This window comes from Streptomyces sp. NPDC107550 (assembly GCF_055639095.1).
In genome coordinates, this window is record NZ_JBVKBC010000020.1 from 60,329 (window position 1) to 75,970 (window position 15,642).

Here is a 15,642-nt window from a genome sequence, read left to right on the forward strand (position 1 = left end):
TCCCTCTGGCTATGTCAGAAAGAGTTCCAGTGAGAAGAAGGATCGGCATCGTCGGAACGGGGGCGGCCGCGGCCGGCCTCCTGGTCCAGCTGGCCACCGTCGCCGATATCGGCAGCGTGGTCCTGGTGGGCCCGGGCACGGAAGGGCTCGGCACCGCGTTCGGCGTCACCGATCCGGCCCTCCTCTGCAACACCTCCGTGGACGTCACGTCGCTCACGGCGGACGGCCCGTCCGACTTCCTCGCCTATCTGGCCGCGCGCGGCCACGCCGTGGGCCGCGACGACTTCGTTCCGCGCTACCTCGTCGGCCAGTACTGCCGCGAGCGCCTGGTCCGGGCGGCGAACGCCCTGCGCGGGCGCGGCGTCCGCGTCGGTCACGTCAAGGGGCGGGTGAACGGCGTCAGCCGGTCCGCCGGCTCCCAGGGTTACGACGTGGCGCTGTCCACCGGGGCCGTCGTACGGGGCACGGACATCGCCCTCTGCCTCGGCGCGGACGTACCCGTCGTGCCGCCCCCACTCCTGCCGCACCTGACGAACCCCCGCCTGATCCCGTCCGTGTACCCGGCGCGCAGGCTGAGCCGGCTGCCCAAGGACGCGCGGGTCCTGGTCATGGGCAGCAAGCTCTCGGCCGTGGACGCCGCCCTGGTGCTGTGCCGGCAGCCCGGGCGCCGGGTGACGTTGACATCGCCCTCCGCGCTCCTGCCCGCCGTACGCACACGCCTGCGCCGCATGCCCACGGAGCGGCTGACCGGCGACGACTGGAAGACCCTGCGCCCCGGCGACCCCGACTTCGACAGAAAGCTCGCCCTGCGCCTCCTGCGCGCGGTGCGGGGGGCGGGGCGTGGGGCAGGGCGTGGGGCGGGCCCCGTCGCCGCCGTGCGCTCGCCCACCGGGAAAAGGGCCGCAGAGCAAGTCCTGCGCCAAGAAACCCAGTTGGCGCTCGCGGGCGACATCCCGTGGCAGGACTTCATGGCCGAGCTGATCGACAGCCTGAACACCCACGCCTCCGGCTGGGAGAGAGGACAGCGGGACAGCCTTCTCGCGCGCTACCGCCCCCTCATCGCGCGCTACATCTCCGCCATCCCCCTGCACAACGCGCGCCTCCTCCTCGCCGCCATCGACCGGAACCAGATGACGGTGGCCCCGGCCCGCCCCGACACCCTCCGCCCGACCGAGGACGGATGGCAGGTGAGGTGGCCCGGCGGACAGGAGCAGGAGTTCGACCATGTCGTCAGCGCCACCGGCTACCGCGCGCCCCACCTCACCGTGAGAGAAGGCCAGTTGCTCATCGAAGCCCCGGACGGCGCGGACGGCACCCCGCCGGACATCGGTGACGACCTGCGCGTACGACTCACGCCGGAGGGCGGCGCCGAGCGCATCTGGGCACTCGGCGCCTGCGCCGGAACACGCTTCCCCGTCGTCAACTACCTCCGCGCCTCCACGCAGCACGCCGAAGCCGTGGCGGCCGACCTGTCCGCCACCGCGCACACCCCCCTCACCAGCATGGGAAGGATCGCCTCGTGATCGCTCTCGTCAACCCCGTCTCCAGCGGCGCCGCCCTGGCCGACGCCTTCTGGGAGGAGGGCGCGGACTGCGTGCACGTCTACACACCCGGCCTGTCCCCGGTCGCCGACAGCCTCGCCGCCCAGCACACCAAGAGCTACGAGCACGCCGAACTCGACTCCACCGCCGCGTACTTGCGTGCCCGAGGCGTACGGACCGTCATCGCCGCCAGCGAGTACGGCGTCACCCTGGCCGACGAACTGTCCCAGCGGCTCGGCCTGCCCCACCACGACCACGGGCTGCGCGAAGCCCGGCGTGACAAGAACCTGATGACGCGGGCGCTCGCCGACGCCGGCCTGCCCCACGCCCGCACCACGCTCGTCCACACGGAGGGCGAACTGCGCGCCGCGCTGGACGACCGCCGGAGCTTCCCGGTCGTCGTCAAACCCGTCAACAGCGCCGGGAGCGACGGCTGCCTGATCGCCCGGAGCCCGGAAGAGGCCGTCGCGGCGTTCCGCGCGTTCATGGGGCGCGTCAATCTCATGGGGGAGGTCAACAGCGGCTACCTCGTCCAGGACTTCCTGCAAGGCACCCAGTACATCGTCAACACCGTGAGCATGGACGGCGGACACCTGCTGGCGGAGCTGTACGCGGAACGCATCGACCATGTGGACGGCGCGCCGATGCTCCGCCACATCATCTCCCGTTCCGGGTTCACCGACGCCGAACAGGAGCTGGTCGCCTACGTGTCGGCCTGCCTCGACGCCCTGGGCGTACGCGAGGGCGCGGCCCACACCGAGGTCATGCTGACGCAGGACGGCCCCCGGCTCGTCGAGGTGAACTCCCGGGTGATGGGACCCTGCCTGGCCCCCGACCCGTACCAGGCCGCGTACGGCTACAGCCACCAGCATCTGACGGCCGAACGGTTCCTGCGGCCAATGGAGTTCGCCAAACGCTTCGACCTCCCGCACGGCCCGGCCCGCACCGTGGCCAAGGTCTTCCTGCGGCCGCACCGCGCGGGCGTCCTCCTGGCCATGGACGGCCTGCGCACCATGCGGCGGCTGCCCGGGTTCCACAGCATCGCGCGGCTGCCGGTCATCGGCGAACCCCTGAAGGACCGCTACTTGACCACCGGCGCGTGCGGCATCGCGTTCTTCGTGCACGAGGACGCGGACCTGCTGCGGCACAGCCTGGCCACGCTCCACGACATCGAGGACGCGGGCGGCATGTTCCGGCTCGCGGACACCGAGAGCGACGGCTGAGCCATGCCCGTCCTGTGCATCATCGGCGCCGTGCTGCTCCAAGCGGGCAGTTACGGGTACATCTCCGGCCGCCTCGACTCCTCCGGGAGCCTCTACCTCTCGTGCGTAGGGTTCGCCTCGGCCGCGCTCATCTTCAACGTCGTGCACGCCGTCCGCTCACGCGCACGACGCGGCGACGTGACCGTCCCACCGGGGCGCGTGGGCCGGCTGCTCGTGCTGATGAACGTCGTCACCGCGATCACCTTCCTCGGCTTCTACGCGTCCCTCGCCTGGATCCCCGCCGCCCTGGCGAGCGGGGCGGAGGCGGCCGTCGGGCCCCTGGCGGTCGCGGTGCTGGCTCTCGCGGGGTACGGGAAGCGGGCCTCCGCGAAGGGCTGGTCGGCGGCCGTCATCCTGATCGTCCTGGGCGCGGCGGTGGCGGTGGCCCTGTCCGGCGGGGTCACGTCCGGGCGCGGCCTGCTGTGGGGGCTCGCCCTGGTGGGTGTCGCGGGGTTCGGGGCGTCCGGTCTCGCCGTCACCTCCGCCGAGTTGGGCCGCCGGGGTGTCGATCCGGTCCGTGCCACCGCGCACCGGTTCCACCTGACGTATCTGGCGGGCGGCATCCTCCTGTACGCGCAGGGAGGCCCCGGCCCGGACTGGGCGGCGCGGCTGCCGGGCATGGCCGTCACCGGCCTCGCGGCGGTCACGGCACCGCTGTTCCTGCTCCAGATCGGCATCCAGCGCGCGGATTCGATGGTCGCCATGGCGCTGCTGACGACGGTGCCCGGCGCGACCTACCTCACGGAGACGGCCTTCCACGGCGGCTTCGACGTCCTCACCTTCCTGCTGATCCTGAGCGTGGTCGCCGTAGCCGTCTGGGCCGCGCTCCCGGAACGCCGCCCCGCCACGCCCCTCCGTCGACACCCCGACAGGACATCCGCTCCGGATTGCAGGGACCGTCCCCGGGCAGGGCATAGTCCTCGTGTATGACCCGGCCCGGGCCTTCGCATGCCGACGCCGAGCCTTCGTATCACCACGCAGGGTCGCCGGCCCAGCCGGGGGGGGGAGAGAGACAGATTGTTCATGCTCTTTGTGCTGGCGTTCGTGTTTGTCGTCCTCGCTTGGGTCCTCGCCGTCATCGGGGTGCACGCTCTGCTGCTTGGCCGTATGCCCGGTCGATGGCTCCAGCAGCGAGTAGGGCAACCCAGACCGTGGGGAGCAGGGGCGATCCTGATACTGATGAGTTCGAACTTCAGCTCCCCATCGCTCCTGGTCATCGGTGTCGGCCTCATCGCGATCGGACACGTGGCGAAGTCCCCGCGATGAGGCGGGCCGACGCAATGGCCTCACAAGACACCGTGCCGTGGCTACGAGAGTCGCGCCCAGGGCCCCGCGTCAATCAGTGGTCCGGCCCTGGGTGTGGGTGGAGGTGGGTGGGGACGTGGGTGTGGCCGTTGCTGATGAGGCTCGGGAGGCGCGGCAGGTCCTCGGGGCGGCCGACGAGCCGCGCGTCGGGGAAGCGGTCGAAGAACTGGCGTAGGACTGTGGCGACTTCGAGCCGCGCCAGGGGTGCGCCGAGGCAGAAGTGGACGCCGTGCCCGAACGCCAGGTGTTCCTTGCCGGTCCGGGTGGCGTCGAAGCGGTCCGCGTCTCCGTGCAGGGCCGGGTGGCGGTTGGCCGCCGCGTAGGACGCGAGGACGGCGTCACCGGTGCGGATCGTCCGCCCGTCCGGGAGCGGGATGTCCGTGAGGGCGTAGCGCAACGGCAGGTGCTTGACGGCCGGTTCGTGCCGCAGGGTCTCCTCGACGACGTCCTGCCAGGTGCACCGCCCCTCCCGTACGTGCGCGAGCTGCGCCGGGTCGGACAGGAGTGTGCAGAGGGCCTGGTCGATGACGTTGACCGTGGTCTCGTACCCGGCGCTGATCATCAGCAGGAGCGTGTCGCCCAGTTCGGCGTCGCTGAGGCGGGAGCCGTCGCCCTCTTCGTCGCGCGTCTGGATCAGCAGGGACGTCATGTCGTCGCCGGGGGCGGCGCGTTTGTCCGCCAGGAGCTTGTGCAGTACGCCGTAGAGGGCCTCGGTGTTGGCGGCCTGCTCCTCGGCGCTGAGGTGGGTGGAGAACACGTTGTCGACCAGGGCGCGGAACTCGTCGCGCCGGGCGTCGGGCAGGCCCATGAGCCGGCCGATGACGGCGATCGGCAGCGGGTGGGCGAGGTGCTCGCGCAGGTCCACGGGCTGGTCGGCGGGCAGCTCTTCGAGGCGGTCGAGCAGGCCCGCGACCAGCGCCTCGATGTACGGTGCGAGGGCGGCGGTGCGCCGGGCGGACAGAGCGGGGGCGACCATGCGGCGCAGGCGGCTGTGGTCCTTGCCGTAGGCGGTGAACATGTTGTCCACCGCGATCCACAGCGCGAGCGGCCAGGTGGCGACCGTCTCCTCGAACGCCGGCCAGTGGGCGCGGCCGTCCTTGGACACGTCCTTGCCGGTCAGGAGCTGCTTGAGGAGGGCGGGGTCGGAGACGGACCACGCGCGCACGCCGAGGATGTCCACGAGGGTGGCCGGACCGCGCTCGCGCAGCGTCCGGTGTTCGGCGTCCGGGTCCCGGCCGAAGGGGTCCAGGACGAGGATCTGTTCGGACACGGTGAATCTCCTTCTGGCGGCGGGGAGTTGACACTTCCGGTTCGCCCCGCGCAGGCCGCGGAGCGCTCCGGTGAGGTCTACCCGTTGCCGCGGGCGCGGGAGTTCGGCGCGTACAGAATGGCTGGTTCCATGAACATGAAGGGGGAATGCCAACAGCCCCGGGCCGTACGGGAGTTCGGCCCGGAACTGTCGGGTGGCGGTGCGGGTCAGCGGTTGAGTACGGCCTCGATCTTCGCCGTGACCTGACGGGCCTGGATGTCGCGGCCCTTCTCGTTGGGGTGGGCGTACCACGGGATGGCGGTGCCGAGGAAGTCGAGCTTGGAGTTCTCCAACAGGCCGCCGATGCCGCGCTCGGCGCCGTCGCACGCGGTGTGCTTGCCGGTGTGCTCGTACAGGTCGACGAAGTCCGCGCCGTCGTCCGCGGCGACCTTCTTCATCACGTCGTCGAGCCGCTTCTGCGCCTGGTCGAGTACGGGCAGGGCGTCCTGCGGGATGTCGGCGAAGGGGAGTTCGCTCTCGCCGGGGGCCGCCTTGGCGCACTTGGCGGTGTCGGCGGGGACGAGGCGGGGGTAGCCCACCAGAACGCGGTCTGCGTCCGGCGAGAAGTAGCCCGTACGCTGGAGCATCTGGTCCAGTTCGTCCTCGACCTGCTGGAGCTTGTAGTCGAGCCAGCTCTTGCCGTCCTCGGACTCGAAGAACGCCTTGCACTCACTGGCGGGCTTGTCGGCGTCCACCGGGTCGCCCGGCAGGAGGGAGGGCTGGCGGAGCTTGTCCGAGCACTGCTTGATGATGCTGGTGAAGCCGAACGTGTTGCCGCCGAGGCTGCCCACCACCAGCCGTGTGTTCGGCTTGAGCGCGTCCTGCTGCGGTTTGACGGACCCGGCGCCGAACGGGAGTTGCTGCTCCTTCCAGAAGTTCTCGAGGACCGCGCCGCCGCAGGACACATCGGCCTGGACGTCCAGCTTGACGCCCTTGGCGGCCAGCTTGCGGGCGGCGACGGTCGGGTAGTTCTCCGTGGCCTGGAAACACCAGCCTCTCTCGCTGTCCATGTGCTTGACGGGGGAGAGGCCGAAGTTGGCGGTGTAGGAGTCGCCGAAGAAGACCGTCGGGACCGGGTCGGAAGCGGCGGCCCCGGCGGTTCCCGCCGGTCCGGCGAGCGCGAGGCAGCCGCCGAGCGCGACGGTGGCGAGCGTGGCGACGGCGAGGCGCCGGCTGAGGGAGACGTGCGTGGACATACGGGTGCCCTTCGGGAAGTGAGAAGGATCGAAAAGTGACGCTCCGTATCTAGTCAGAAGTGGAAGGTGATCTTCCAGGGAGGCGCGCCGGATCGGTGAGCCGCCCTCCCAACGGGTCACATCGGGGTCGGAGTGGCCGGGCACATGATCATTTCCGTCATGCCAGGCTGAGACGCGGCGGGCGGTGCGTGGCCGTGAGACTTCATGCCGGCGAGGGGGCGGGAGAAGTCCCGGTCGAAGTAGGCCAGTTCGCGGTGACCGTCCAGGCGGCCAGGGTTCGCCGCAACGACGTATGTGAACATAGGCGCATGCCGAACGCGAAGGTGTCGCCGTTCGCCGAGCCCGCGGGGCAGAGCGTCGCGCCGGGCTGCCCGCCACTGACCGAGCGGGCGGCCTCCGCCGAGGAGGCCGAGACCGCCGCCAGCATGTCCAAGGTCGCATGAGCGGCGTCCACGCGCCGAGAGGCGCCCGCGAGACCCTGATCGTGCCGCTCACCGCCGCGCACGCGCCGCAGGTCCTGGCGATCTACCAGGCGGGGATCGACGAGGGAGACGCTACCTTCGAGACCAGCGCGCCCAGTTGGGAGACGTTCGACGCGGGGAAGCTGCCCGCGCACCGCTTCGCCGCCGTGGAAGGCGACGAGGACGGCCGGGTGCTGGGCTGGATCGCCGTGCGGAAGGTCTCCGACCGGGCCGCATACGAGGGAGTCGTCGAGCACTCCGTCTACGTCCACCCCGACGCACGCGGGCGCGGAGTCGCGTCGGCCCTGCTCAGGACCCTCATCGCATCGACCGAGGCGGCGGGCGTCTGGACGGTCCAGTCCGGCATCTTCCCCGAGAACACGGCCAGCCTCGCCCTGCACGAGCGCGCCGGATTCCGCGTCCTCGGCACCCGCGAACGCGTCGGCAAGCACCACGGCCGCTGGCGCGACGTGGTCCTCCTCGAACGCCGCAGCCCGCACGTCGGCTGACCCCGGGCGGCCCCGGACCTCCCTCGGGATGTGCCCCTGTACCCGCCGCCCAACCTCGTTTCCGGTGACGCCGGCGACGCGTACCCGCGCCGCCAGGCCAGCGCCACGTACACGAGCCCGATCAGGACCGGCACCTCGATCAGCGGGCCGACGACCCCCGCGAGTGCCTGCCCCGAGGTCACGCCGAAGGTGGCGACGCAGACCGCGATGGCCAGTTCGAAGTTGTTGCCGGCAGCCGTGAACGCCAGCGTCGCCTTGCAGCGCGAAGAGGACGACGATCGTGAACAGCAGCCCGTACAGGGCCCACGGGCCGATCTTCGGCAGGAAGCCGGCCTCGTACCTCTCGCGAGGCAGCGGTCCAGGGTGGAGAGCCCGACTACGACCGAGGTGTCGTCTACGGTGCCGAGGGCGGCGCTCCCGTAAGTTGTGTGCGTCAACCGTTCACCCGGATGGCGTCAGTCGTCGGATCCCGTGCCGGACCGGCCACGGCCCGTCACAGGGCCGTGGGAGGTCCGTCACGGGCCGGGGCGGTCACAGCATGTGAGGTCTTTTGTTGCGAACTTCCCGGGTTCAGCGCGCGATGGAGGGGAGGCACATGGTCCACGTGCGGTCATCCGCCGCCTCCATGTCCCGAAGGGAGTGATCACGCATGACGCAGGGCGAGATCAACGACCCGAATGCCCTCGTCGGGCTCACCGCCTACGACCGCACTGGGGAAAAGATCGGCAGCGTCGAGCGGGTCTACCTCGATGACAGGACCGGCAAGGCCGACTGGGTGACGGTCAAGACGGGTCTCTTCGGCATGAAGGAGACCTTCGTGCCGCTGAGCGGGTCCTCGCGCGACGGTGACCGGCTGAACGTGGCGTACACGAAGGAAGCGGTCAAGGACGCCCCGCGCGTCGACGCCGACCAGCATCTCGACGAGTCCGAGAAGAACGAGCTGTACCGGCACTACGGCCTGACGCGTCCCGGAACGGGCGCCGCGGGCACCGGCAGGACCGGCACCACGGGTACGGCGGGCACCGCCGGGACCGCCGGGACCGCGGGTACGGCGGGCGTCGCGGGCACGGCCGGAGCCGCAGGTGCCGCGGGCGCCATGGGTGCCCGTACCGGCGCGGAGTCGGGCACGGGCCGGCACGCCGGTGCCGCCGCCCGGGGACCCGCCATGCGCTCCGGCGCCGGCGGTGACGAGAAGGCCAACGAGATGATCCGCTCCGAGGAGCGGCTGCGCGTCGGCGTCGAGGAGCAGGAGGTCGGCCGCGCCCACCTGCACAAGTCGGTGGAGACGGAGAACGTCACCACGTCGGTGCCGCTGTCCCACGAGGAGGTCCGCGTCGTACGCGAACCGATCAGTGAGAACGACCGGGGCCGCAAGGCCACGATCAGCGAGGCGGACGCCGAGGTGACCCTGCACGCCGAGCGCCCGGTCGTCAGCAAGGAGACCGTCCCCGTCGAGCGGGTCCGGCTGGAGACCGAGCGGGTCACCGAGACGCGGGAGATCTCCGACACCGTCCGCAAGGAGAAGATCGAGGTCGACAACCCGAAGCGCGACGACGGGATGCCGGGCGAGGGCCGCACGGGCCGCGGCGGCCCGCGCCGCTGACCCCCGGTCAGCCCCGGTCAGTGCACAGTGCGGGCCCGCCTCCGTGGCGGGCCCGCCCGCGCCGCTGCTTCCGGCGCCGACGAGGGGTCCTTCGCGCGAGCGTCGCTCGGCGTCGGATCTCACGAGCGTCCCCCGGCGCCGGACGCCGCGTCGCCGTCGGGTGTCTCCGCGTCGGCACCGGACCCGTCCGCGCCGTCATCAGGTGCGTCCGCGGCGGCCGGCTCAGGCGGAAGGCCGGTGACCACGTCCAGCACACGGGTCACCGCCGGGTCCGCGTCCGCCCGGTGCAGCGCGTGCACGCTCGTCTCCAGGGACCGGGACCGCCCCCGCAGCGGGACCACCCGCACCCCCGGCAGCGCGAGATGCCGCATGCCCTCGGGCATCAGGCTCACGCACAACCCCGCGGCGACATAACTGAACAGCCCACTGAGATCGTCCGCGACAACCGCCGCGCGCGGGCTGAACCCCGCCTCATGACAGGCGAGTTGAAGCTGCTGCGCCAGCAGCGGCAGCGCGGTCGGATCGGGCAGGACGAAGTCCTCCCGCGCCAACTCCGCCAGATCCACCGCGCCCGCGCCCGCCAGCCGGTGTCCGCGCGGCACCGCGACGCCGATCCGTTCCGTGGCGACGACCGTGCTGACGAGGTCGTCGGAGACGCGTTCCGGGTCGCGGACGAAGCCCAGGTCGAGCGCGCCCGTACGGACGAGATCGACCACGGACGCCGACGAGCCGTGCCGCAACTGCACACGGATGCCCGGCAGTTGTTCGGTCACCGTCCGCAGCATCGCCGGGAGGTAGAGATGGCTGAGGAGGCTGACGTAGCCGACCCGCACGTCCCCTTCGAGCCCGCCCGCCACCCGCCGGGCCCGCGCGATGGCGGCGGTCTGGAGGTCGAGCAGCCGCCGCGCGGCGGACGCGAACGCCGTGCCGGCCGCCGTCAGCCGTACGCCACCGGGCCCCCGGTCGAACAGACGGGCGCCGACCGTCCGCTCCAGGCGCTGGATCGACTGGCTCAGCGGCGGCTGGCTCATCGACAGCCGCTCGGCGGCCCGCCCGAAGTGCTTCTCCTGCGCGACGACCAGGAACTGCTCCAGAAGCCGCCGCGAGAGGTTGATATCACCGATCGTATCGCTCACTGAACCATCATATATTGGACAGACCTGCCGTCCCGGGTGTCGACTTGATGGTGAACGTTCCGCCGGGCACGGGCCCGCCCCGCCGGAAGCCTTCGTCGTACATCCGGACCTCTTCGTCGTACGTCCGGACCCCTCGTCGTACATGCAGGTGGTGGTTCTCATGGCGGTCGTCACGATCGTCGGTGCCGGTGTCATCGGCCTCTCCTGGGCCCGTCTCTTCGGTGCGGGCGGCTGGGAGGTGCGCCTCAGCGACCCCCGTCCCGACCTGCGGGACATCGTGGCCCGCGAACTGGCGGATCTGCCGGTGACCGCGACCGGCGACCTGGCCGCGGCGGCGCGCGACGCCGACTTCGTGCAGGAATGCGGGCCGGAGCGGATCGAGGTCAAGGAGCAGATGTTCCGTGTCCTCGCCGAGCACACCCGCGACGACGTGGTCCTCGCCTCGTCCTCCTCGTCCCTGCTGCCTTCGAAGATCGCCGAGGGCAGCCCGGCGGCGGACCGGATCGTCGTCGGCCACCCGTTCAACCCGCCGGAGCTGATGCCGCTCGTGGAGGTGGTCCCCGGCCCCGCGACGTCCGCGCGCGCCGTGGACCGGGCCGTCGAGGTCTACCGCGACCTCGGCAAGCTGCCGATCCGCCTGAAGAAGGAGATCCCCGGCTTCGTCGGCAACCGTCTCCAGAAGGTCTTCAACGACCAGTGCTTCCATCTCGTACAGGAGGGCGTCATCGACGTCGAGGAACTGGACGAGCTGGTACGCAGCTCGCTCGGGCTGCGCTGGGCGACCGTCGGCCCGTTCGCCAGTGGAGTCCTCGGCGGCGGACCCCAGGGCATGCGTCACCTCCTGGAACACGTCGGCTCCCAGATGACCTTCGACGCCGGCAGCGCCGACCCGGCCCGCATGGGCGAGATCCTCGACGCCGTCGAGAGCGCCTACGGCACCGGGGCGCCCGCCTACGAACGCCTCGCCGCCCTGCGCGACGAACGCACCCGCGCGGTGTTGAAGCCCCTCGGCTGGACGGACCCCGCCGCCGAGGACACCCCGCGCACGTGAGCGCCGCGCCGCGCGCAACCGCGTGAGCACCGCCCCGCTCGCGGAGCCGCCGCCCCGCGCGCGGAGACGACGAACGACAAGGAACAGGAAACACGAGGAACGCTGTGTCGAACGCACTGCTCGCACTCCAGATCGTGCCCGGCAGGGTGCTGAAGGTGAGCCTCCCCGACGGGCACGTGCACACCTTGGTCGAAGAGGCCGGCCCCGCACCCGACGGCATCACCGTCGAGAACGGCGTCGCCTACTGGACCACCATGGGCACCCCCACCGTCGACCCGGACGTCCCCGGCGAGGCCGGCCAGGACTTCACCAGCCGCGACGGCGTCGTCCACGCCGTGCCCCTCGCGGGCGGCACGCCCCACGACGTGCTCCCGCCCGGCACGCTCACCACCGGCAAGCAACTCACCTCCGACGGGTCCGGCACCCTCTACTGGGGCGACCGCGAAGGCCACCGCATCAGCAGCGCCCGCGTCGACGGCAGCGGCCTGACCGACCTCGTGGTCAACCCCGCCGGCGACGGGATCCTCGGTGAGTGCGTCGGCGTCGCCGTGGACCCCGCCCGCGGCCATCTGTACTGGACGCAGAAAGGCCCGGCCAAGGGCGGCGAGGGCCGCATCCTCCGCACCGGGCTTCGCCTCCCGCCCGGCGAGAGCGCCGAGCACCGCTCCGACATCGAGGTGCTGTGGAGCGGCCTGCCCGAGCCCATCGACCTGCACATCGACGGCGGCCTCCTGTACTGGACCGACCGCGGCGCGGCGCCCGAGGGCAACACCCTCAACCGCGCGCCCCTGCCCCCGGCAGGCACCCCGGGACAGACCCCCGAGATCCTCACGGACGGCCTGAGCGAGGCCATCGGACTCGCCGTCGACAGCGAGAACGGCCTCGCCTACGTCTCGGACCTCGGCGGCCACATCCGCGCCGTCCCGCTGCCCGAAGGCCCCGCCGCGGGCCAGGACCCGTACGACGTCGTCGCGCTGCCCTTCCCCCTGACCGGGCTGTGCCTGCTGCCGTGACCCGGCCGCACGCGACCCCCCCTCCCCGCAGAAAGCAGGACCTGCCATGTCCTTCACCCTCCCCACCGACATCCACCAGCGCCCCGTCGCGGTCATCGGCTCGGGCACCCTCGGCCGCCGTATCGCCCTCATGTTCGCCACGCGCGGCGGCGAGGTGCGGATCTACGACCAGTCCGTCGACGCAGGCCGGGCGGCCGTGACGTACGTCGAGCAGAACGTGGGCGAGATCGCGGCCCGGGTCGAGGGCGGCACCCCCGGCCGGGCCCTCGTCACCGACGACCTCGCCCACGCCGTCGCCGGAGCCTGGCTCGTCGTGGAGGCGGTGCCCGAGCGCCTGGACCTCAAGAAGGAGATCTTCGGCCGCCTCGACGCCCTCGCCGGCCCGGACACGATCCTCGCCAGCAACTCCTCCTCGTACGCCTCCCGGCAGTTCATCGACGAGGTCCGGCATCCGGAACGGGTGCTGAACATGCACTTCTACATGCCGCCCGCGCAGAACGCCGTCGACCTCATGTCGGACGGCGAGACGGACCCCGCCGTCATCGACTTCCTGCGCGCCGAACTGCCCGCGTACGGCGTCCACCCCTTCGTCGCCCACAAGGAGTCGACCGGCTTCATCTTCAACCGCGTCTGGGCCGCCATCAAGCGCGAAGCCCTCGCCGTCGTCGCCGAGGGCGTCTCCACCCCGCAGGACGTGGACGCCATGTGGAAGATCAACATGGGCACCCCGGCCGGGCCGTTCCGGATGATGGACCACGTCGGCCTGGACGTCGTCCTCGACATCGAGAACCACTACGCCGCCGAGAACCCCCACCTGCCCACCGGCCCCCGCACCCTCCTCAAGCAGTACGTCGACGAGGGCCGCCTGGGCGTCAAGAGCGGCCGGGGCTTCTACGACGACTACGGGACCGAGGAGGGGGCGGGGGAGTAGCGGGCGCGGCCGCGCGGCGGGCACCGATATCCTGCGCTTGTCCGTGCGCGGACAGGCGAGGTGCTCGCCCCGGCCAGTGGAAGGTGCCCGATGAGCGTCGTGGAGAACGCGGAACCCGCAGAGGCCCCGGACGCCCTGCCCGAGACGGACGCCCTGCCCGAGACGGACGCCCTGCCCGAGGCGGAAGCTCTGTCCGAGGCGGAAGCTCTGTCCGAGGCGGGGGCTCTGTGCGAGACGGACGCCGAGGCCCGTAAGCAGCGGTTGCGGCGGCGGCTGGAGCGCCTGATCGGTATCGCCGCCACCGAAGGCAACGAGCTGATCCCCCTGCGCAACGGCGACGCGATCTTCCCCGCCATGCTCGACGCCGTACGCTCCGCCGAGCACACCATCGACATGATGACCTTCGTCTACTGGCGGGGGCAGATCGCCCGCGACTTCGCCGTCGCCCTCGCCGAGCGAGCCCGCGCGGGAGTACGCGTACGGCTGCTGCTCGACGGGTTCGGCGCCAAGGAGATCGAGCGGGACCTGCTCGACGTCATGAACGGCGCCGGGGTCCAAGTGGCCTGGTTCCGCAAGCCGTTGTGGCTCTCGCCGTTCAAGCAGAACCACCGCTGCCACCGCAAGGCGCTCGTCGTCGACGAGCACACCGCCTTCACCGGCGGGGTCGGTATCGCCGAGGAGTGGTGCGGGGACGCCCGCGGCCCCGCCGAGTGGCGCGACACCCACGTCCAGGTGCGCGGGCCTGCCGTCGACGGGATCGCGGCGGCGTTCGCGCAGAACTGGGCGGAGTGCCACGACGAGCTGTTCGACGACCGCGACCGCTTCACCGGCCACACCCAGCCGGGGTCCTCGACCGTCCAGGTCGTGCGCGGCTCAGCCAGCTTCGGCTGGCAGGACATGCAGACCCTCATCCGCGTCATGCTCACCTCCGCGGAGGAACGGTTCCGGCTGGCCACGGCCTACTTCGCGCCGGACCGGTACTTCATCGACCTGCTCTGCGCGACCGCACGGCGCGGGGTGCGCGTGGAGATCCTGCTGCCCGGCCCGCACACCGACCAGCGCGCCTGCCAGCTCGCCGGACAGCACCACTACACGCGGCTCCTCGAAGCGGGCGTGACCATCCGGCAGTACCAGCCGACGATGATGCACGCGAAGATCATCACGGTGGACGGGGTGGCGTCGCTGATCGGCTCGACCAACTTCAACCGCCGCTCCATGGACCACGACGAGGAAGTCATGCTGGCGGTGCTCGACGAGAAGTTCACCGCCGTCCTTGACCGGGACTACGACGCGGACGCGGCCCTCAGCACGACCATGGATCTGGCCCGCTGGAAGAGACGCCCGGCGGCGCAACGGCTCCGGGAGGCGGCGGTCGTCCCCGTCCGGCGCTTCCTGTGACCGGCGAGCCCGGTCCGCCGGGCGCGCGCGGGGCGACCGGGAGCGGGCCCTACGCCTCGCTCCACCCCGTCGCGCGCGCGTACGAGGCCAGCAGGTCCACGACGAAGACCAGCGTCGAACCCGCCGGGATCAGGGACGACGGCGACTGGTTGCCGTAGCCGAGGCGGGGAGGGACGACGATCTCGCGCCGCCCGCCGACCCGCATCCCCCGCACACCCCGGTCCCAGCCCTTGATGACCTTGCCGCCGCCCACGGCGAACTTGTACGGCTCACCGCGCTCCCAGGAGGAGTCGAACTCCTTGCCCGACGCGAAGGTCACCCCGACGTAGTGGACCCGGACCACCATGCCCGGCGTGACCTCGGGCCCGTCCCCGACGATCAGGTCCCGCACTGTCAGCTCGGCGGGCGCGGCCCCCGGCGGGACGACGACCTCGGGCTTCGTCCGTCCACTCATCGCAGCTCCCTCTCTGCCCCCCCGGAGCCGGTCAGCACTCCGGGAGGGCGTCCGTGATGTTGTTCAGGGCGCCGTGACCGACGTACCCGCGCTCCTGGAACGGAACGTTGGTGGCGATACCGTAGAACTCGTCATGGTTCTCGCCGTACGTCCAGCATTCCACGCGCACCCGGGACGCCTTCGGGCAGGTCAGGATGACGTCGTCGGCGCTGTAGTCCGGGTTGGAGTGGACCCACGCGTCGAACGTGCAGTTGCCGTACACGGGCGGGTCGGCCCGCTCGGGAGTCGCCGCCGAGGCGGGCACCGACCACGCGGCGGCGGCCACTACGGCCCCCGCGCACGCGGTGAGAGCCCGGGACCGTGAGATTCGGGACCACATCATCGCAACGCCTTGTCTTACGGAGGGACAGGAGCCTCAGTTTTTCCCCGCCCCTCCGCAGGCCGCACCCCTCCCGCACGGGAACACCCCGATC

At 71.6% G+C, this 15,642-nt stretch carries 15 protein-coding genes and 1 pseudogene; 10 read left to right on the top strand and 6 right to left on the bottom strand.

The window, feature by feature from the left end:
- Window positions 1–29: 29 nt before the first annotated feature.
- From ACZ7LY_RS24000 to ACZ7LY_RS24010, 3 genes are read left to right on the top strand one after another with little or no spacing between them, the layout of a single operon-like run.
- Entirely contained in the window at window positions 30–1,523 is a 1,494-nt protein-coding gene (locus ACZ7LY_RS24000) for an FAD/NAD(P)-binding protein (RefSeq protein WP_471626735.1), read from the top strand.
- The gene (locus ACZ7LY_RS24005) at window positions 1,520–2,764 is read left to right on the top strand and encodes an ATP-grasp domain-containing protein (protein WP_471626736.1); all 1,245 of its coding nucleotides are present in this window, start codon (window positions 1,520–1,522) and stop codon (window positions 2,762–2,764) included. The genes ACZ7LY_RS24000 and ACZ7LY_RS24005 overlap by 4 nt, the downstream gene beginning before the upstream one ends.
- Before the next feature lie 3 nt (window positions 2,765–2,767).
- Complete coding sequence (locus ACZ7LY_RS24010; RefSeq protein WP_471626737.1) at window positions 2,768–3,733, top strand: hypothetical protein; 966 nt, start codon at window positions 2,768–2,770, stop codon at window positions 3,731–3,733.
- A gap of 409 nt (window positions 3,734–4,142) precedes the next feature.
- Here the strand turns inward: ACZ7LY_RS24010 and ACZ7LY_RS24015 are convergent, their stop codons facing one another.
- A complete protein-coding gene (locus tag ACZ7LY_RS24015) occupies window positions 4,143–5,378 on the bottom strand; it encodes a cytochrome P450 family protein (RefSeq protein ID WP_471626738.1) in 1,236 nt (411 codons plus the stop codon).
- Between the two features lie 206 nt (window positions 5,379–5,584).
- The gene (locus tag ACZ7LY_RS24020) at window positions 5,585–6,613 is read right to left on the bottom strand and encodes an SGNH/GDSL hydrolase family protein (protein ID WP_471626739.1); all 1,029 of its coding nucleotides are present in this window, start codon (window positions 6,611–6,613) and stop codon (window positions 5,585–5,587) included.
- 308 nt (window positions 6,614–6,921) lie between these two features.
- On the opposite strand from ACZ7LY_RS24020, the gene ACZ7LY_RS24025 reads away from it, so the two are divergent.
- Together ACZ7LY_RS24025 and ACZ7LY_RS24030 are read left to right on the top strand one after the other, a co-directional pair.
- Window positions 6,922–7,056 (top strand): hypothetical protein, encoded by a 135-nt coding sequence (locus ACZ7LY_RS24025; protein WP_471626740.1) that lies wholly within the window; start codon window positions 6,922–6,924, stop codon window positions 7,054–7,056.
- Window positions 7,053–7,583 (top strand): GNAT family N-acetyltransferase, encoded by a 531-nt coding sequence (locus tag ACZ7LY_RS24030; protein ID WP_471626741.1) that lies wholly within the window; start codon window positions 7,053–7,055, stop codon window positions 7,581–7,583. Before ACZ7LY_RS24025 ends, ACZ7LY_RS24030 begins: the two co-directional genes overlap by 4 nt.
- Window positions 7,584–7,651: 68 nt before the next feature.
- Here the strand turns inward: ACZ7LY_RS24030 and ACZ7LY_RS24035 are convergent.
- A pseudogene (locus ACZ7LY_RS24035) lies at window positions 7,652–7,961 on the bottom strand (arsenic resistance protein); the annotation flags it as partial.
- Between the two features lie 271 nt (window positions 7,962–8,232).
- Here ACZ7LY_RS24035 and ACZ7LY_RS24040 point away from each other — a divergent pair.
- Window positions 8,233–9,186, top strand: coding sequence for a PRC and DUF2382 domain-containing protein (locus ACZ7LY_RS24040; RefSeq protein WP_471626742.1), 954 nt, complete (start codon window positions 8,233–8,235; stop codon window positions 9,184–9,186).
- 119 nt (window positions 9,187–9,305) lie between these two features.
- Here the strand turns inward: ACZ7LY_RS24040 and ACZ7LY_RS24045 are convergent, their stop codons facing one another.
- Window positions 9,306–10,322, bottom strand: coding sequence for a LysR family transcriptional regulator (locus tag ACZ7LY_RS24045; RefSeq protein WP_471626743.1), 1,017 nt, complete (start codon window positions 10,320–10,322; stop codon window positions 9,306–9,308).
- A gap of 160 nt (window positions 10,323–10,482) precedes the next feature.
- Between ACZ7LY_RS24045 and ACZ7LY_RS24050 the strand changes: the two genes are divergently transcribed.
- From ACZ7LY_RS24050 to ACZ7LY_RS24065, 4 genes are all read left to right on the top strand, one after another.
- A complete protein-coding gene (locus ACZ7LY_RS24050) occupies window positions 10,483–11,373 on the top strand; it encodes a 3-hydroxyacyl-CoA dehydrogenase NAD-binding domain-containing protein (protein WP_471626744.1) in 891 nt (296 codons plus the stop codon).
- 104 nt (window positions 11,374–11,477) lie between these two features.
- Window positions 11,478–12,386 (top strand): NHL repeat-containing protein, encoded by a 909-nt coding sequence (locus ACZ7LY_RS24055; protein WP_471626745.1) that lies wholly within the window; start codon window positions 11,478–11,480, stop codon window positions 12,384–12,386.
- Window positions 12,387–12,432: 46 nt separating this feature from the next.
- Window positions 12,433–13,317: a 3-hydroxyacyl-CoA dehydrogenase family protein gene (locus ACZ7LY_RS24060; protein ID WP_471626746.1), complete on the top strand. Its 885-nt coding sequence runs from the start codon at window positions 12,433–12,435 to the stop codon at window positions 13,315–13,317.
- Between the two features lie 90 nt (window positions 13,318–13,407).
- Window positions 13,408–14,715 carry a phospholipase D-like domain-containing protein gene (locus ACZ7LY_RS24065; protein ID WP_471626747.1) on the top strand — a complete coding sequence of 436 codons (1,308 nt, stop codon included), beginning with the start codon at window positions 13,408–13,410 and terminating at the stop codon, window positions 14,713–14,715.
- Between the two features lie 49 nt (window positions 14,716–14,764).
- Here ACZ7LY_RS24065 and ACZ7LY_RS24070 read toward each other — a convergent pair whose 3' ends face one another.
- Together ACZ7LY_RS24070 and ACZ7LY_RS24075 are read right to left on the bottom strand one after the other, a co-directional pair.
- Window positions 14,765–15,169: an FKBP-type peptidyl-prolyl cis-trans isomerase gene (locus ACZ7LY_RS24070; protein WP_471626748.1), complete on the bottom strand. Its 405-nt coding sequence runs from the start codon at window positions 15,167–15,169 to the stop codon at window positions 14,765–14,767.
- 31 nt (window positions 15,170–15,200) lie between these two features.
- A complete protein-coding gene (locus tag ACZ7LY_RS24075) occupies window positions 15,201–15,494 on the bottom strand; it encodes a hypothetical protein (protein WP_471626749.1) in 294 nt (97 codons plus the stop codon).
- Window positions 15,495–15,642: the final 148 nt, after the last annotated feature.